The 16,328-nt window shown below is 65.8% G+C and carries 16 protein-coding genes and 1 tRNA gene; 10 read left to right on the top strand and 7 right to left on the bottom strand.

The annotated features are described in order from the left end of the window. Positions 1-4 precede the first annotated feature (4 nt). The 6 genes from rlmB to MU582_19370 all read left to right on the top strand — a co-directional run bounded on the left by rlmB (position 5) and on the right by MU582_19370 (position 7,187). Positions 5-958, top strand: coding sequence for a 23S rRNA (guanosine(2251)-2'-O)-methyltransferase RlmB (gene rlmB / locus MU582_19395; protein UPK74578.1), 954 nt, complete (start codon positions 5-7; stop codon positions 956-958). A 42-nt stretch (positions 959-1,000) separates the two neighbouring features. Next, complete coding sequence (locus tag MU582_19390) at positions 1,001-1,915, top strand: LysR family transcriptional regulator (GenBank protein ID UPK74577.1); 915 nt, start codon at positions 1,001-1,003, stop codon at positions 1,913-1,915. Positions 1,916-2,059: 144 nt separating this feature from the next. Beyond that, positions 2,060-3,604, top strand: coding sequence for a sodium/proline symporter (locus MU582_19385; GenBank protein ID UPK74576.1), 1,545 nt, complete (start codon positions 2,060-2,062; stop codon positions 3,602-3,604). A gap of 159 nt (positions 3,605-3,763) precedes the next feature. Further along, positions 3,764-4,447 carry an enoyl-CoA hydratase/isomerase family protein gene (locus tag MU582_19380; protein UPK74575.1) on the top strand — a complete coding sequence of 228 codons (684 nt, stop codon included), beginning with the start codon at positions 3,764-3,766 and terminating at the stop codon, positions 4,445-4,447. After that, complete coding sequence (locus tag MU582_19375) at positions 4,444-5,997, top strand: AMP-binding protein (GenBank protein UPK74574.1); 1,554 nt, start codon at positions 4,444-4,446, stop codon at positions 5,995-5,997. The genes MU582_19380 and MU582_19375 overlap by 4 nt, the downstream gene beginning before the upstream one ends. Before the next feature lie 47 nt (positions 5,998-6,044). Continuing rightward, on the top strand, positions 6,045-7,187 hold the full coding sequence (locus MU582_19370; GenBank protein UPK74573.1) for an acyl-CoA dehydrogenase family protein: 1,143 nt from the start codon (positions 6,045-6,047) through the stop codon (positions 7,185-7,187). Positions 7,188-7,259: 72 nt separating this feature from the next. On the opposite strand, the gene MU582_19365 is transcribed toward MU582_19370, so the two are convergent. Beyond that, positions 7,260-8,930: a von Willebrand factor type A domain-containing protein gene (locus MU582_19365; GenBank protein ID UPK74572.1), complete on the bottom strand. Its 1,671-nt coding sequence runs from the start codon at positions 8,928-8,930 to the stop codon at positions 7,260-7,262. A 119-nt stretch (positions 8,931-9,049) separates the two neighbouring features. Between MU582_19365 and MU582_19360 the strand changes: the two genes are divergently transcribed. Both MU582_19360 and MU582_19355 read left to right on the top strand, forming a co-directional pair. After that, complete coding sequence (locus tag MU582_19360) at positions 9,050-9,469, top strand: VOC family protein (GenBank protein ID UPK74571.1); 420 nt, start codon at positions 9,050-9,052, stop codon at positions 9,467-9,469. Position 9,470: 1 nt separating this feature from the next. Further along, complete coding sequence (locus MU582_19355) at positions 9,471-10,016, top strand: YdeI/OmpD-associated family protein (protein ID UPK74570.1); 546 nt, start codon at positions 9,471-9,473, stop codon at positions 10,014-10,016. Between the two features lie 13 nt (positions 10,017-10,029). Here the strand turns inward: MU582_19355 and MU582_19350 are convergent, their stop codons facing one another. The 3 genes from MU582_19350 to MU582_19340 are packed head-to-tail and all read right to left on the bottom strand — an operon-like array spanning position 10,030 to position 13,720. Beyond that, entirely contained in the window at positions 10,030-11,241 is a 1,212-nt protein-coding gene (locus MU582_19350) for a DUF4032 domain-containing protein (GenBank protein UPK74569.1), read from the bottom strand. After that, positions 11,238-12,554, bottom strand: a complete 1,317-nt coding sequence (locus MU582_19345) for an FAD-binding protein (GenBank protein ID UPK74568.1) — start codon at positions 12,552-12,554, stop codon at positions 11,238-11,240. Before MU582_19345 ends, MU582_19350 begins: the two co-directional genes overlap by 4 nt. Then, positions 12,551-13,720, bottom strand: a complete 1,170-nt coding sequence (locus MU582_19340; protein UPK74567.1) for an amino acid deaminase/aldolase — start codon at positions 13,718-13,720, stop codon at positions 12,551-12,553. Before MU582_19340 ends, MU582_19345 begins: the two co-directional genes overlap by 4 nt. A 117-nt stretch (positions 13,721-13,837) precedes the next feature. Here MU582_19340 and MU582_19335 point away from each other — a divergent pair. Then, positions 13,838-13,913 (top strand) — tRNA-Thr (locus tag MU582_19335). Positions 13,914-14,068: 155 nt separating this feature from the next. Here MU582_19335 and MU582_19330 read toward each other — a convergent pair. Continuing rightward, the gene (locus tag MU582_19330; GenBank protein ID UPK74566.1) at positions 14,069-14,545 is read right to left on the bottom strand and encodes a DUF4234 domain-containing protein; all 477 of its coding nucleotides are present in this window, start codon (positions 14,543-14,545) and stop codon (positions 14,069-14,071) included. A gap of 211 nt (positions 14,546-14,756) precedes the next feature. Here MU582_19330 and MU582_19325 point away from each other — a divergent pair, with 211 nt between their 5' ends. Beyond that, positions 14,757-15,149, top strand: coding sequence for a hypothetical protein (locus MU582_19325; protein UPK74565.1), 393 nt, complete (start codon positions 14,757-14,759; stop codon positions 15,147-15,149). Between the two features lie 40 nt (positions 15,150-15,189). Here the strand turns inward: MU582_19325 and MU582_19320 are convergent, their stop codons facing one another. Together MU582_19320 and MU582_19315 are read right to left on the bottom strand one after the other, a co-directional pair. Next, the gene (locus MU582_19320; GenBank protein UPK74564.1) at positions 15,190-15,783 is read right to left on the bottom strand and encodes a hypothetical protein; all 594 of its coding nucleotides are present in this window, start codon (positions 15,781-15,783) and stop codon (positions 15,190-15,192) included. A gap of 25 nt (positions 15,784-15,808) precedes the next feature. Then, the gene (locus MU582_19315; GenBank protein ID UPK74563.1) at positions 15,809-16,312 is read right to left on the bottom strand and encodes a hypothetical protein; all 504 of its coding nucleotides are present in this window, start codon (positions 16,310-16,312) and stop codon (positions 15,809-15,811) included. Positions 16,313-16,328: the final 16 nt, after the last annotated feature.

The following is a 16,328-nucleotide window of genomic DNA, read 5'->3' as shown; positions in this document are numbered from 1 at the left end:
CGAGATGGCGGGCAACAGCAAGCGCAAGGGTGCGATCAAGCGCACCGGCAAGGGCAACCCGACTGCGGGATCCGGCGGGCGTCGCCGGCGCGGGCTCGAGGGCAAGGGCCCGACACCGAAGGCGACGGAGCGTCCTGGCCACAAGGCCTACCGCGAGGCGCGGGCCGACGAGCGACGCAAGTCCTCACGTCCGCGCAAATCGGGGTCGTCGAAGGGCGGCAGCGCCGAGTGGGTGGCTGGACGCAACGCCGTCGTCGAGTTGGTCCGCGAGGGCGTGCCCATCTCCGGCATCTATGTCACCGAGGGCACTGAACGCGACGAGCGACTCCGCGAGATCTTCAAGTACGCCACCGACAACGGGGTGTCACTGCTGGAGACGACGCGGGCCGATCTCGACCGGCTCACGGGTGGTGCGACCCATCAGGGCGTCGCGGCGAAACTGCCGGCGTACGAGTACGCCGATCCCGATGCCTTGGTCGGTCTCGCCGCCGAGTCGGGTGAGCCGCCGCTGATCGTGATGCTCGACGGCGTCACCGACCCGCGCAATCTCGGCGCGATCGTACGCTCGGCGGCGGGCTTCGGCGCACATGGCGTGGTGATCCCCGAGCGTCGCGCCGCGAGCATGACCGCGGCGGCCTGGAAGACCTCTGCCGGCGCCGCTGCACGGGTGCCGGTCGCGCGTACGGTCAACCTGACTCGGCAGCTGAAGGCCTACCAGGAGGCCGGTCTGATGGTCGTCGGCCTAGCGGCCGACGGTGCGGAGTCGATCACCGACCTGCATCTCGCCGACGGTCCGCTCGTCGTCGTCATCGGCAGCGAGGGCAAGGGGTTGTCGCGGCTGGTGAGCGAGACGTGCGACGTACTCGCCTCGATTCCGATGGCGACCCAGCTCGAGTCGCTGAACGCCGGCGTCGCCGCCGGGGTCGCGCTCTACGAGATCGCCCGCATCCGCGGCTGAGGTTACGTCGGGTACGCACAGTGAGCGCTTATCCTTCCGGGGATGAACCCTGACCCGACGACGTTGCGCACGCTCGTCACCGTGATCCGTACCGGCTCGTTCTCTGCGGCGGGCCGCGAGCTCGGATACACCGCGTCTGCGGTGTCGCAGCAGATGTCCGGGCTGGAACGCTCGATCGGCGTCCAACTGTTCGAGCGCCAGTCCCGACGGGTGATTCCGACCGAGGCGGCGCAGTACCTGGAGGAGCGATCGCGGCGCCTCCTCGATCTTGCGACCCAGATCGAAGCAGATGTCGAACGGCTTGCGGCCGGCCAGGCAGGCAGGATCCGCATCGGTAGCTTCGAATCCGCGGGACGCCCGATCATGGCGCAGGCTCTCGCCCGTTTTCTCGTGCGTCGACGTGACGTAGGGATCTCCCTCGACGAGGGTGAGCCGCATGAGCTGTTTCCGCGCGTCGTGACCGGCGACCTCGACGTGGCGCTGGGATTCCGGTACGACAATGTCCCGACGTCATGGCCACCGGATATCGCCCTGGTGGAGCTACTCGTCGACCAGATCCACCTGATCGCCCACCGACGACATCGGTTGGCAGGCAAGGACCAGATCGACCTCGCCGACCTGCGCGACGAACGGTGGATCGCCAATCGCGAGGACACGGCGGCCAGCCGGTGTCTGATGACGCTGGCCGAGAATGCCGGGTTCGAACCGAATATCGCGTTCCGCAGCAACAGCTTCGGCACCGTACGCGGGTACGTCGCCGAGGGGCTCGGTGTCTCGCTCATGCCCGGGATCGCACTCCGGCCCGGGGACGGAACGGTCTCCCTCCCGCTGCGACATCGCCTTCCACGTCGGCAGGTCGTCGCTGCAGTCCGGCGCGTCGACGACAACCCCCTGACCGATGCGTTCCTCGCGGCGATCAGGCACGTCACGAAGTGCCTCCCCGGCGCCGAGGCCTGACCGCCGACCTTTAAGCGCTGCTTACATCGAGCATCCGCAGGTCTTTGCGAAGGCATCTAGCCGAGTGTGTTCGCCGTCACGACGATGGGGTAATCGCGAAACGGGGCTGGACGTCGCGATGTCCTGGAGATCGGAGATTGCAACATGGACGGCACTACTCAGGCAGCGACCATCACGTTCGGCATCTACTTCGTGGTCATGCTGGCGATGGGTCTCTGGTGCTATCGGAACAACTCCGAGATGAGCGACTTCGCCATCGGCGGACGACGCCTCGGGACCTTCGTCGCGACGATCAGCGCAAAGGCGACGGACTCGAGCTCTTGGGTGTTCCTAGGCTTGCCCGGCGCGTTCTACGTCAGTGGGATGACCAACCTCTGGATGATCGTCGGGCTGACGATCGGCTTCTACCTGAGTTGGCGCCTGCTTGCGTGGCGGATTCGTGAGTTCACCGAGCGCGGGTTCGACTGGCGTACCGGCAAGCGCGGGGACTCGGTCACGGTGCCGGCGTTCTTGGCCAACCGCTTCCACAGCGATGTGCTGCGCATCGTCTCTGCTGCCGTCATCCTCGTCTTCTACGTCATCTATCTCGGCTCTGGCTTCGTTGCAACGGGAGTGATGTTCAGCCAGGTGTTCGACGTTTCGACGGCGACCGGCGTCTTCGTCGGGGCCGGCGTCGTGATGCTGTACTCGTGTCTTGGCGGCTTTCTCGCCAGCAGCTACACCGACGTCGTCCAAGGCCTGCTGATGTTCGGAAGTCTCGCGGTCGTCTGCGTCGTTGCTGTCACGCAGGCCGGTGGTGTGGGTTCCGTCGCCGATTCACTGGCTGACGAGAACGGCGACCTGATGTCGCCGTTCGTCGAGGTGGACCTCGTGAACGGGGAGTGGGTCACCGGCAACTCGGTGGCGATCATCGCGATCGTGTCCGGGCTCGCGTGGGGTCTCGGCTACTTCGGTCAGCCGACGATTCTCGCCCGTTTCATGGGGCTGCGTTCGTCGAAATCGGTCAAGAGCGCTGGACGGCTCGGGTTGTTCATGTCGATCACCCTCCTTGGTTTCGCGGGCGTGATCGGTCTGTTGGCCATCGTCACCTTCGGTCCCGGGCTCGACAATCCGGAGAACGCCTACATGGAGCTTGTTGCGACGCAGTTGCCGGCATGGACGGCCGGAATCTTCCTGGCCGGGATCCTCTCGGCGATCATGAGCACCGCAGACTCCCAGCTCGTTGTTGCCGCGTCGACACTCGTCGAGGACTTCTACCGCGGGTTCATCAACCGTGACGCCTCGGAGTGGTCGTTGGTGTGGCTGAGTCGCATCACGGTAGTGGTGGCGACGGTCATTGCCGCGTTCATCGCCCTCGGTGGTGGGACCGTTCTGGACCTGGTGGGCTATGCGTGGGCTGGGTTCGCCGCCGCGCTCGGGCCGGTTCTGTTCGCTGCCCTCTACTCGCGCCGCACGACCTGGGTCGGCGCCCTGTGCGGAATGGTCGCCGGCGCCTCGACCGTCGTCATCTATGCAGAGATCGACACCATCGGGCTGTACGAAATGATCCCCGGTTTCGCCGCGGGCATCGCCGGCGTCTGGATCGGCAATCGCCTCGGCCCGGCGCCTCGGCCCGAGATGGTGGAGCAGTTCGACTCGCTCGTACGCGACGACGCTGCCGACGCCGAGGATGCCGTTCCGGCGGCCTGAGCATCCGGCACGCGCCCTTGCGAGGCGTCATCAAGTTTGCAACATCAACCCACTGAAGACGGAGGAACAACCATGGGTCAGGTCCATCTGGAAGTTGTGGATGGCTGCGGCATCATTTCGCTCGATACCCCCGAGTCGCTCAATGCATGGAGTCAGGAAATGCAGCGGCAGGTCGCGGAGGGCGCTCGCGCATTCGATGCGGACCCGGAGGTCAAGGGCATCGTTGTCACCGGCAAGGGCGACCGTGCCTTCTGCGCGGGTCAGGATCTGAAGGAAGTCGCCGGATTCACCGAGGCCAGCGTCGAAGGATGGCTCGACGGATTCGCCGACCTGTACGACGCCTTGCTGTCGACCTCGAAGCCGATCGTTGCTGCACTGAACGGCGTCGCGGCCGGATCGGGCTACCAGCTCGCGCTGGTCTGCGATGTCCGCGTCGCTCATCCCGGTGTCAAGATCGGTCAGCCGGAGGTCAAGTCCGGCATCCCCAGCATCACCGGCATGTATCTGACCTGGCAGTCCCTCGGGCACAGCAAGACCACCGAGCTGATGCTGAGCGGTCGGCTCATGGAGGCAGAGGAAGCGCACCAGCTCGGGTTGATCGCCGAGATCTGCCCGCAGGAACAGGTGCTGGCACGAAGCATGGCCATTGCCGGTGAGCTGGCCGCGCAGCCGAAGCTGGCGTTCCAGATGACCAAGCGCCATGTGCACACGATGCTCAAGCCCGGCCTCGACGACGCGTTTCGAGCTGCCCTCGAGATCGACAAGCAGGCGTATGGGGGCGGAGAGCCGCAGAACACCGCTGACCAGTTCCTCGCCCGGTCCAAGGACGGTGCGAAGGCGTGACCATCGACGACGCCGAGGCACTGGCTCGAGGGCCAAGCATTGCTGCCCGACTCCGCGAGCATGCCGCCGCATATCCCGCACGGCCGTACGCGGTCGAGCAGGGGCGGACGACCACCGTCGCGGAGATGGACGCTCTCGTCGACCGGATTGCCGAAGCGCTTTCGGCTGCGGGTGTCGACGGCTCGGCCAGAGTCGCCATCTCGCTGCCCACCACTGTCCTGCACGCTGCCGCGATCTTCGCGGTGCTGCGTCGGGGCGCGCTCTGGGTGCCGATGAACCTCCAGCTCAAGGGTGCTCCGCTGGAGCATCTGATGGCCGATTCCGGGGCGAGTCACCTCATTGCCACTTCGGAGTCGGCGATCGTGACGTCCGTCGACGAGGTGCGCAGATCGCGACACGGTGCGTCGCTCGACGACGGACGGGTGATTCCTGATCCGACCGGTGCCGACGCTCGCATCTGGCGGATCGACGACGGCATCGCCCTGGATCCGGTGCCCGATACGAGCGTATTGATGTACACGTCCGGAACGACCGGACCGCCCAAGGGCGTTCGGGTGTCCGAGACGATGCTCCGGGCCTCGACGATCGGCACGATCCATGTGACGGACGTACGCCCGGGCGACGTCTTGTACGTATGGGAGCCGCTCTTTCACATCGGGGGCGCCCAGATGTTGCTCGTCCCGCTGTACAGCGACTCGCATCTCGCGCTTGCTCCGCGTTTCAGCGCTTCTCGCTTCTGGGACGACGTGTGCCGCGTGGGCGCGACGCATGTGCACTATCTCGGCGGAATCCTGCAGATCCTGTTGCAGCTCCCGGAGAGTGAGGCCGAACGTCGTCATGGCGTTCGCGTCGCTTGGGGCGCGGGCGCGACACCGGCGCTATGGGAGGCCTGCGAGCAGCGGTTCGGGTTCTCGTTGCACGAGTGCTACGGCATGACCGAGACGTCGAGCATCGTGGCGGTGAATCGCAGAGAGCGCGAGGGCGGCATCGGGCGGCCCGTGCCCTGGTTCGACGTGCGGCTCGATGGGCAGGTGGAGCCGTCTGTTGGGACTGTCGCTGAAATTCTCGTACGCGGGCGCATCCCCGGGCTCACAACCGCCGGCTACCTCGGAAACGACGAGGCCACGAGCAAAGCCCGCGATGGCGAGTGGTTCCGAACGGGCGACCACGGCGCGTGGGATGAGTCCGGCCGGCTGCACTTCCGCGGGCGGGCGAGCGACAGCGTCCGAGTACGCGGGGAGAACGTGTCCGCCTGGCAGGTGGAGGACGTGTTCGGGCAGCATCCCGACGTCGATCGGTGCGCGGTGGTCGGCGTGAGCGCCGATGTCGGTGAGGAGGAGATGCTACTTCTGCTCACGGCCGCCGATGGCCGCGCGCTCGATCCCGAAGCAGTACGCGCATGGGGCATCGATCGAATGGCGCGATTCCAGGTTCCGCGATACGTCAAGCTGATCGACGAGATGCCGCTCACGCCGAGTCAGCGGATTGCCAAGCACCGGCTACCGACCGGTCTTGACGATGCGATCGACTGCGCGGTGCGCGTTCGGTAGGCGTCGAACGCAGGTCGGCTGGAACGCACGGCCGTTACTGTGGGCGCATGACCGTAGAGCGACTTCTTCCTACGCCCGAGGCGTACGACCTGATCGAGCTCACACGGGCGATCTGTGCCGAGCAGATTGCGCCGCGGGTTGCCGAGGACGAGGCATCCGAGCGCTTCCCGCGCGACCACTTCGCCCTGCTCGGCAAGGCCGGATTGCTCGGGCTCCCGTACCCGGAGGAGTACGGCGGCGGCGACCAACCGTACGAGGTGTACCTACAGGTGCTCGAAGAGATCGCCGCCGTGTCGATGTCGATCGGCGTCGGCACGTCGGTGCACTCGCTGGCGACATCGGCGATCGCCAGGTACGGCACGGACGAGCAGCGGGCGGAGTTGCTCCCCGGGTTGCTCGGCGGCGAGATGCTCGGGGCGTACTGCCTGTCGGAGCCGCAGGCGGGTTCGGACGTCGCGGGCATGACCACCAAGGCGATGCGTGTCGGAGACTCGTACGTACTCAACGGCGCGAAGGCGTGGATCACCCACGGCAGTCAGGCCGACTTCTACCTGTCCTTCGTACGCACGGGCGCTGATCGTACGTCGGGCATCAGTGCGTTCTACGTACCGTCCGACACCGACGGGCTGAGCTTCGGCGCACCCGAGAAGAAGATGGGCCTGACCGCTTCGACCACGACGCAGGTGTTGTTCGACGATGCGTCCATACCGGCTTCGCGGCTCATCGGCGCCGAGGGTGACGGGATGCGCATCGCCCTTGGTGCGTTGGACTCCGGGCGTCTCGGTATTGCCGCCTGTGCGACCGGGCTCGCGCAGGCGGCACTCGACGCGGCCACCCGGTACGCGGGGGAGCGCAGCCAGTTCGGGCGTACGATCGGCGACTTCCAGGGGCTGCAATTCCTGCTCGCCGATATGGCTGCGGCGACCGAGTCGGCCCGTGCTGCGTACCTGTTTGCGGCCCGGCTGCGTGACGCCGACCGGCCGTTCAGCCGACAGGCTTCGATCGCGAAGCTCGTCGCGACCGACGCTGCGATGAAGGTGACGACCGATGCCGTGCAGGTGTTCGGCGGGTACGGATACACCCGGGAGTTCCCGGTCGAGCGGTACATGCGTGAAGCCAAGGTGACCCAGATCTTCGAGGGCACGAACCAGATCCAGCGCATGGTGATCGCTCGCGACCTGCTCCGCTGAGCAGAGTTCGCGGACTTTTAGGGCTGCACGTACGCGCCAACACCCAAAAGTCCGCGAACTCTGCAAGAGCAGTCACTGGATCTCGTACGGCCCGCCAGTCGGATGCGCCTCGATGGCTTGGCCGATGAGGTCCGCCAGCTCGTCAGCACCGGAGATGTCGTCGGCTGCCAGTGACTTGGCCGTGCTCTGCAGTGCGCGCAGGTGCTTGTCGAGAGACTTCTTGCCCTGCTCGTGTTTGAGCGTCTCCGCAAACTCCGCAACGGTGCTCGACAGCCGAAGTGCGTCGGACGGTGCGGCTGAAGCGCCGGGCATCCGGAGCTCGGTCGACACCTCCTCCTGCGACCCTTCGGAGGCGGACTGCCAGCGTACGGTCGCCTTGCCCAGTGGCGCATTCGGCTCGACGTTGTCGGCAGGCGTCACCTCGTAGAGCGCGGTCGTGTCCATGCCGAATCCGATCTCGCCGGCATCAGCCGACTTGTCGTCGAACTCCTGATCCGACATCGCGCGATTCTCATACCCGATCAGCCGGTACGACTCGACGTTCTCGGGATCGAACTCCACCTGCGCCTTCGCGTCTTTCGCGGCCACGCTGAGGGTGCCGGTGAGGTCCTCAGCGAACAACTGACGGGCCTCCTTGAACGTGCTGACGTACGAGTAGAAGCCCTGACCCTTGTCGGCCAGCTGCTCCATCAGATCGTCGTTGTAGTTGCCCATGCCGTATCCGACGGTGACGAGGTGGATGTCTGAGTCGGCAGCGGCCGCACTCACCTTGTTGGCAAGGCGATCCGGTTTGGTGAGTCCGATGTTCGCTACTCCATCGGAAGCGAGGATGACGCTGTTGATCCCGGCCTTGTCGGCAGATCGTGACGCGTACTCGTACCCGAGCTTCACCCCTGCCTCGAGGTTCGTGCCGCCACCGGGCTCGAGGTCGTCGATAGCGTTGAGGATCTTGTCGGATTCGGCGACCGGCGTTGGCTCGAGGATGCCGCGCGCCTTGTCGTCGTAGGTGACGATCGCGATCTTGTCGTCGGGCTGCAGATTCTCAGCCAGCAAGGCTAGTGACGATTTGACGAGACCGAGTCGCTCGCGGATGTCCATCGAGCTCGACGTGTCGACCACGAACGTGAGCGAGGCCGGCGGCCGCTCGCTGTCGGCCAAGTCGCGCGCACCCACTGCTACTCGCATCAGTTGCGTGCGGGTGTCGGAGTCGGCGGCCGTCTCGGCGAGCACGCCGAGGTCGGAGTCCTTCGGGTCGGAATCACCGTAGTCGTACGCGTTTATCCACTCTTCCGGGCGGATCGACGCCTTCGGAGGTAGCACGTCTTGCTCGAGTAGATGCTGGGCGATTCGGTACGACCCGGTGTCGACATCGAGCCCGAAAGTCGACTTCGGCTGCTGCCGAGTGGCGACGACGGGGCTCGTGCCGGCGTCATCGAAGTTGTTGCCGGCGGTGATCGGGGGTTCGTGGTGCGGCGGAAGTGGGCCGCAGTCGTTGCACGGCACGATTTGCTCTGGTTCGCTGTCCGGCCGAGCTCCGTCAGGTGCTGCGCTGTCGGTGCGTTGGGGAGCGGAATCGAACGTCATTCCGCCGGCGGCGTCGTCGTCCGCATCTTCCTGATAACTCTCGTAGTAGGCCCGCGCATCGATGTCTGGCCGATCGGGGTCGGTGTCGTCGGACGCGTTGCTGCACGCGGTCGCGGCGAGGAGCGCGGCGATGGCTGCGGTCGTCAGTTGGCGTCTCATGCGGGTCGGACGTACGAGTGTCGTGGGCGGTTCCGTCCCTCAGCCGAGAATCAATTAGGACAGTTCTTGGCAAGAGGGGGTACTAGGTTCATTCGTACAACGAGGAGAGGACATCGATCATGACGCTACGCGGATTCGCCACCTTGAACATCTGGGCCGACGATGTGCCGGCCGCAGCCGCCTGGTACACCGAGTTCCTGGGCATCGAGCCGTACTTCGAACAGTCCGGACCCGATGGGCGACCGGCGTACATCGAATTCCGCATCGGCGACCATCAGGCCGAGCTCGGCATCATCGACCGCAGGTTCGCACCGGCGGGTGCCGCGACTCAGCCGGGCGGTGCCATCATGCACTGGCATGTCGACGATCTGGCGGGCACGGTCGAGCGGAGCCTGACGATGGGCGCCCGCGAGTACGAGCCGGTTACGCCGCGCGGCGACACCGGCTTCGTCACCGCATCGGTGGTCGACCCGTTCGGGAATGTTCTCGGCCTGATGACTAACCCGCACTACCTCGAGATGCTCGAAGCGGGCCGCTGACATGGACATTCTCGAGTTCCGCGACACCGCCGAATGGGAGGCGTGGCTCGACACGCACCACGCCGACCGGGCCGAGGCTTGGCTGCGCATCGCCAAACGACACTCGGGTCTGCCGCTCATCCGTATCGCCGACGCACTCGACGGCGCGCTCAGCTTCGGCTGGATAGACGGCCAACGGCGTGCGTACGACGACGATTCGTTCCTGCAGCGGTACTCGCGCCGGCGCAAGACCAGCTCATGGTCGAAGGTCAACGTCGAGAAGGTCGCGGCCCTCAGCGCAGCCGGCCGGATGCGACCAGCGGGAGTGGCCGAGGTAGCTGCAGCCAAGGCCGACGGGCGCTGGGACTCCGCGTACGAGTCGCAGCGTACGGCGCAAGTTCCCGCGGACCTCGCCGAGGCGCTCTCGGAGAACCCGACCGCGCATGCAGTGTTCGACAGGCTCGGAAGATCCGAGAGGTACGCGGTGATCTTGCCGCTGCTCAAGGCGCGCACGCCGGAGTCGCGGGCGAAGATCCTTGCCCGCGAGGTCGCCCGGTTGACGGCGTAGCCGACCGGGCGGGTCAGCTCGATGCCGCGGCGCGCAACGTCGCGACGGTGGCCGGCAGTTCGTTGTCGATGTACGACCGCGCGGTCTCGAAGAAGTCGACCTCGTGGCCGGCCTTCTCCGACAGACCCCACCGGTGCACGAGCACGTCGTGGAACACCTGCGGGGTCTCGATCACATCGGCGTACTCGTCGGGGATCATCTCTTCCAGCGGTTGATAGATCTGGGTGAGCCACTGGTGCGCGACCGTCATCGGGTCTTCGTTGCCGAGACCATGCGATGCGGTGTACGCATCGAGGTCGTTGAGCAGTCGCCGCGCTTGGCGGTCGGGTACGTCGAGCCCGGTGAGTCCGCGCAGCCGCCGGCAGTGGTGGCCGGCATCGAGAATCTTGGGTTGGATGCGTACGTAGTCGCCGTCGAAGTCGGTCACGATGTCGATCTCCTCGACATCGAAGCCGTGCTCGTTCAGCCGCTCGATGCGTCGCTGGATGCGCCACATGTCGTCGACGCCGAACTCCTCGGTGCCGGTGATCTCCTGCCAGAGACCTTCGTACCGCTGTGAGATGCGATCGACGATCTCGATGGCGTCGTCTTCGTCGCCGAGCATGCCGCCCGCCTGCAGATCGAGCAGTTCGCCGAAGACGTTCGTACGCAGGAGGTCGATGTCGTGAGCCCGTTGGCCGTCGCTCAGGGAATCATGCAGCTCGCCGGTCTCGGCGTCGACGAGGTATGCCTCCAGCTCGTCGGTGTTGCGCCGGAAGAGCACGTTCGACAGCGAGCAGTCACCCCAGTAAAAGCCCTCGAGGTGCAGCCGTACGAGAAGTACGACCAGGGCGTCGATGACTCGGTCGAGGGTGTCCTCGCGCAGCTTGTGGGCGAACAACGATCGGTACGGAAGCGACTGGGGGAGCACGCGGGTTATCAGGGCGGGCTCGATCGGCTCGCCCTCCGGTGTCTCTCGGCCGGTGACGACGGCGACCGCCTTCACGGCCGGTACGCCGATGCGGTCGAGGTTGCGTAGCAGTGCGTACTCGCGGTTGGCGAAGGACTCTCGGGTTTCCTTGACCGCGACGATCGTGTCGGCGGCGCGTACGAACCGGACGACGTGGCGGGAGATGCCGCGGGCGAGCGGGACGTCGAGCGCGGGATCCCAATCAGCCAGCGGAACACTCCACGGCAGCCGGATCAGCGACGGATCCGGGCGGGTCGACCTCAGGCGGACGCTCATGTGCGCGGCGGGCCGAGCACCCGGTCGAGGTAGTCGTTGCTGAACAGGCCTTCGGGATCGAGCTTGTCGCGTACGGCCAGGAAGTCGTCGAAGCGTGGATAGCGCTCACGTAGGTCAGCGGCGCCGAGGGTGTGCAGCTTGCCCCAGTGTGGCCGCCCGGCGGCAGCACTGAGGATCTCCTCTACGCCGGTGAAATAGGTGCCGTAGTCCATTCGGTGGTACTGGTGTACCGCGATGTACGCGTTGGCGCGGTCGTACCCGGTCGACAGCCAGATGTCGTCGGGAGCGGTGAACCGCACCTCGATCGGAAACGAGATGAGCTCGTCGTGCTTCTCGATCCATGACTTCACATCGGTGAGCACTTCCGGAAGTCGCTCGCGCGGCACTGCGTACTCCATCTCGCGGAACCGTACGCGGCGGGGAGAACAGAACACCCGGAAGGAGTCGTCGGTGAACTGGCGTTCGGACAATGCCTTACTGGACAGGCGGTTGAGTCTCGGCACGATGCGACGGCGGCGAGTGGCGACCCGGTTGAGCACCTCGAAAGCGGTGTTGCTGAGGAGTTCGTCGTCGACGAACCCGCGGATACGCCCGACGGGCTTGCGTTCCGTACCGTCATCGACGCGGTTGTTGCGTTTGGTCATCGTCTGCTCGGTGTGCGGAAACCAGTAGAACTCGAAATGGTCGTTGCCATCGACGAACGCATCGAGGTCACCGAGCACGTCGGCAAGCGACATCGGGCCCTCGTGTGCATGCAGCAGAAACGCCGGTACGCATTGCAACGTGACGGCAGTGACGATGCCGAGGGCGCCGAGGCCGACCCGGGCGGCGTCGAAGACCTCGCCGTCGTCCTCGCCGATCTGGCCGATGCTGCCATCGGCGTACACCATCTCGAGTCCGACGATCGCTTTCGCGATGCCGTGCAGGGCACCGCCCGTGCCGTGCGTACCCGTGCTCACTGCCCCCGAGATCGTCTGGTGGTCGATGTCGCCGAGGTTCGGCAGGGCGAGACCGTGCTTGTGCAGATGTGCGTTGAGGCGAGCGAGGGTCATGCCTGCGCCGACGGTGACGCGGTTGCGGAGGTGGTCGACGCCGATGAGGTCGTCGAGATCGTTCAGGTCGAGCAGAACCCCGTCGGTGAGTGCGATCGGTGTGAACGAGTGACCGGACCCGACGGCTTTGACCTGTTGATGGTGGCGGGCGGCGTTGCGTACGAGGTCGGACACCTCTGCGGCCGAGCTCGGATAGGCGATCATGTCGGGTTGGCACGATGCGGAGTCGGCCCAGTTGCGCCACTCGTCGCTGTCGGTCATCCGAAGTTCTTCCCCTCGCCGCGGTACGTCGGCATGGACTCGACGGCAGCACTGCCGACCAGGTGCACTTCGTCGAACCGCTCACACATCTCGCCGGCCTTGGCATGTCGCATCCATACGCGGTCGCCGACGCTCAGCCTACGCGCCGCGCGACCCTTGACGGGAGTCTGGACCTCGCCGGCAGCCTCGGTGCCGATCAGTCCGAGACCGGAGGGCCAGACCGGTGTCGGGACGCGTGCCTTGCCCGGTGATCCCGAAGCGACGTATCCGCCGGAGTAGAGCGTGGCGATGTCCTTACGTGGTTTGCGTACGACGCCGAGTGCGAACATCGCGGCCGGGTGCGCGCTGAAGTCGTCGTACCCGTCGAAGAGGGTGGGCATGAACAGACCGGAGCCTGCGGCAAGCTCGGTCGCGGTCGTATCGTCCTTGAGCACGTCAAGGCTGCCGGTGCCGCCGGCGTTGACGACCTTCGGCGCGGCGTACGCGCGTACTGCCTCGACGACGGCCGCTCGCCGCTCGACGAGCTCAGCGGCGCTGCGGCGCTTGACCATGCGTACTGCCGGCGAGGAGTCAGGTAGCCCGGCGATCTGCGCGTCGTAGAACATCACTGCATTGAGCCGGAAGCCGCTGCGACCGGCGATCGCCTTCGCGAGACCCGCTGCCTGTGAAGGGGTACGAACGGGCGAGCGGCGTACTCCGAGGTGGACGGGGCCGATGCGCAGCGATGCGTCGACGTCGATGCAGACCTGGATCTCGGTGTGCCGAGGGGCGCTGCGGTCGATCAGGTCGAGGTGCTCGACGCTGTCGATCATGACGGTGATCGCGGTTGCGCGCTGCTCGGCGGACGCGAGATCGCGGATGGCCTGCCGGTCGACGCTGGGGTACGCAACCAGGATGTCGTCGAATCCATGATCGGCGAGCCAATTGGCCTCCGCCAAGGAGTACGCGAGAACCCCGGCGAATCCGGGGCGTTGCAGCACCCGCTCGAGTATCCCGCGTACGCGCACCGACTTGGACGCGACCCGGATCGGTTTGCCACCCGCACGGCGTACGAGCTCGTCGGCATTGCGCCACAGCACCGCGTCATCGACGACGGCAAACGGTGCTTCCAGGTCGGCGGTCAGCCGCTCGACGCGCTCCATACCGGGCAGGTTGGTCGTTGCCATACCCCGATTATCTCGCGGCAGGCCACCCGCATCAGGTCGGGTGTCCTACTCCATGAGTCGGGCAGACGGGCGAGCGACGCCGCCGGTGGCAGGGTTCGTTACGATGTTCGGGCACTTGCCGGTGTAGCTCAGTTGGTAGAGCGCCTCACTTGTAATGAGGATGTCGCGGGTTCGACTCCTGTCACCGGCTCCACGCCAACCTCGGATGACCTGCGCGAACCCCGCACGACCTGCGACACACTGCCGCGTGTCTGTGGCTCGCGCGTGGGTCGACCCGGGCACGGTGCAGGCGTGGCTTGGTCACGAGTCGTCTGGCGAGATGCGTCCTGGACGTCGTCCGAGGCATGCCTAGGCTGGCAACTCCGCGCCCTCCGCTCGCCAGAAGGCGTTTAGGGCACCATTGACCTTCACGAACCAGACGATTGGTCCGACGATCAGGACCGCGCCAGGTAGTACCCAGAGGCCCGTGGTGCCGGCGACAGGCGGCTTCATCCCTCGGCGTTCGTATAGGCCCTTGATTTCGCCTGGCAGGGTGAAGGCGACGACAAAGAAGAGGAAGAACGCGAGAACCAGGCCAAGTGGTCCGCCAAGACCCTCCTTGGCATAGTCCTTGATTTCCTTGTGTACCGCGTACGACCAGTAGAGGCTGTAGAAGCCGAGCGTCACGATGTAGAGCAGGATCGTGACACCGGTCGGTCGAATTTTGCCGGGACGCGGCGCGACCTCTGATAGTGCGCCCATGTGCTTCGCAGGCGAGGGCGCGGACGCGGGCGGCGAACTTGCTTGCGGTGTGACTGGATCGTCGGTTGGAGTATCAGCAGTCATCGTTGACTCCCAAGACATGAGCGCCGTGGTGAGATTCGAGCCGAACTGCTGCGGCTGGCGCATCCGAACCGCAGCAGTCGCGATTCGCCAAGGATGCGCGTTGGGCAGGTGCTCTGTCTCGAGAATGCGAGAAATTCGGGGACCGGGCAAGCGCCGGCGACGCGGCGGGGGTTGCCCGGATGTCCGATCCGGATGCGCGAGACTGCTACGCATGACAGCCCGGTTCGTGAGGTTTCAGAGTCCGCGGCAGGATCGTCGTGGCAGATTCGTCGGTGTCTTCGGGCTCGTGAACGCGGCGGCCAAGGATGGACTACTCACGGTCGAGCAGGAGCGCGTTCGTCGAGTGAACAATGACTGGTTCGACGCCTACTATCCGGACCCGACCGCAGTGGATGCGACGGTGTACGACCACGACATAAACCCACGCGCGGCCGCGTGGTTCAAGTCGAGCGCCGTCGAGTTGATCGACCGAACCGAACGTCATCTGAAGCTGTGTCGAGAGCTCGCCATCGAATGCGATCGGATCGAGAGCGATGACCCCGGCAGGATCATCTACGAGGACGAGCACCAGGTCGTCGTCGTGGCCCATCAGGGAGACAGGTGATCGACCGCCCACGACTCAGCGGTCAGCAACGGGCCCACAGCTAGTTGCCCGGAACCGGTACGAGCACGCCGTCGAGATTGTCATCCCAGAGCACCGGGATCTCATTCGGAGTTGGGTTACCGAACACCCCTGTCATCAGGAACTCGACCGATTCGTTCGGGCGGAGCGTTGCCGACTCCGGCAGGTTGCGCGTGATCGGGGGCAACGCCTCTGCTGGAATACGAACGCCGTGCGCAATTCCGGAGCCGGTATTGCGGAGTACGAACGCGTTCTTGCCGCGACGATCCAGCGTCCATCGAACGTCACCGACCCCGGCCGGCCGGGCGGGTGATGCGGGCGCAGCGGGAGCGGGGGCCCCACCGGGAGCAGTGGGCTCAATAGGCACGGCCGGCTCAGTAGGCACAGGCGGAGGGTCGTCTTCCGTCACGTCCGCCGAGCCGCGCCTAAGGTCGCGGTCATGTCCGAGCTCGCGCTCAAGCCGTAGTTCGGTCAGTACGTTCGCGCGCTGAGCGGCTTCCGCAGAGACCGTGGCCGCACGCGCGCTCTCCTTCTGGATGCTGAGCGACTTGATCGAGACGATGAGCGCTGCGACGGCGACGATCGTCGCCCCCGCCGCTGCAACCATCTCGATCACGCCGCCACGGTAGCGGACGACCCGGTCATGAATCGGGTCGTGAATCGGCGGGAGAGTCGGCCACGTCGAGGTCGATGATCCAATCGACGTCTGTATACGTGCCGGGAGCGCCCGTATCAGTGACGTCGCGGTAATTGCCGCGCGGCGGGGTCCGTCGGCGACGACTACGACGCAGTCGGGTGATCACGCCACGCGTTGGTATCGGATCGATGACCCGCGTACCGTCGAGCGACGTGAACTCGTCGAGGTCATCGGATGCTTCGAAGAACTGCATCTCTTTCGTTCCGCTGAAGCGGCCGCGGTGGTAGCCAACGGCGGCACCGGCTACGAACTCGGTATAGAGGGTGTCGAAGTCGGTCACCACTCGCGTCGACGTCATCGTGACCGGTGCCTCCGCGAGCACTGGGTGAGACGCGTCAACGCCCACCCCGGGCACGGTAGCCAGGTCGACGCCGACGACTCCTAGTACGAACTCAACCGACGCGCCGACTCGAAGCGGGCAGAGCGATGCCGCTGCCATTTCGTCCATGACGGCACATACGCGC

The organism is Nocardioidaceae bacterium SCSIO 66511, assembly GCA_023100825.1.
GTDB lineage: Bacteria > Actinomycetota > Actinomycetes > Propionibacteriales > Nocardioidaceae > Solicola.
The sequence above is the reverse complement of the archived record's forward strand: the minus strand, read 5'-3'. Positions and strand labels throughout refer to the sequence as shown.